Origin of the sequence: Streptomyces sp. ActVer (assembly GCF_027270795.1) — a bacterium.
GTDB classification, from domain to species: domain Bacteria; phylum Actinomycetota; class Actinomycetes; order Streptomycetales; family Streptomycetaceae; genus Streptomyces; species Streptomyces umbrinus_A.
In genome coordinates this window covers 1-853 of the sequence record NZ_JAPWHT010000968.1, presented here as the reverse complement: position 1 = coordinate 853, position 853 = coordinate 1, and the positions used below count along the sequence as shown (strand labels likewise).

The 853-nt window shown below is 66.8% G+C and carries 1 protein-coding gene; it reads left to right on the top strand.

The window, feature by feature from the left end; translation table 11 throughout:
* Window positions 1–853: ABC transporter permease (locus tag O3Q52_RS53665; protein ID WP_269655624.1), on the top strand; the 853-nt coding region annotated here is incomplete at both ends.

Below are 853 nucleotides of genomic sequence, written 5' to 3'. Positions count from 1 at the left end.
CGGCGACGAGCTCCTCGTCGCCGGCTCCGCCGGCCGCCCCGAAGGACGGCCGGACCTCGGAACGGTCCCTGGCCCGCAGGCTGGCGGCCCGCCCGGAGATCGGCGCGCTCATCGCGGCGATCGCCGTGTACGTGTTCTTCTTCGCGGTCGCCTCCCCGTTCCGCGAGGCCGGCTCGCTGGCCAACGTGCTCTACGAGTCCTCCGTCATGGGCATCATGGCCCTCCCGGTGGCCCTGTTGATGATCGGCGGCGAGTTCGACCTCTCCGCCGGCGTGGCCGTGACCACCTCGGCCCTGACGGCCAGCATGTGGAGCTTCCAGCTCTCCATGAACATATGGGTCGGCATCGTCGTCGCGTTGGTGGTGTCGCTGGCGATCGGGGCGTTCAACGGCTACCTGTTGGTCAGGACGGGTCTGCCGTCGTTCCTGATCACGCTCGGCACGTTCCTGATCCTGCAGGGCGCCAACCTCGCCATCACCAAGGTCTTCACCGGCAACGTCGCCACGGACTCGATCAGTGACATGGACGGCTTCGACCAGGCCAAGAAGGTCTTCGCCTCCGAGGTCAGCATCGGCGGCGTCGACGTCAAGATCACCGTCTTCTACTGGCTGGTCTTCGCCGCGGCCGCGACCTGGCTGCTGCTGCGCACCAAGTTCGGCAACTGGATCTTCGCCACCGGCGGCAGCAAGGAATCCGCACGTGCGGTGGGTGTCCCCGTCACCTTCACCAAGATCGCCCTGTTCATGGGCGTCGGCGCCGGTGCCTGGTTCGTGGGCATGCACATCCTGTTCTCGTTCAACACCGTCCAGTCCGGCGAGGGTGTCGGCAACGAGTTCCTGTACATCATCGCCGC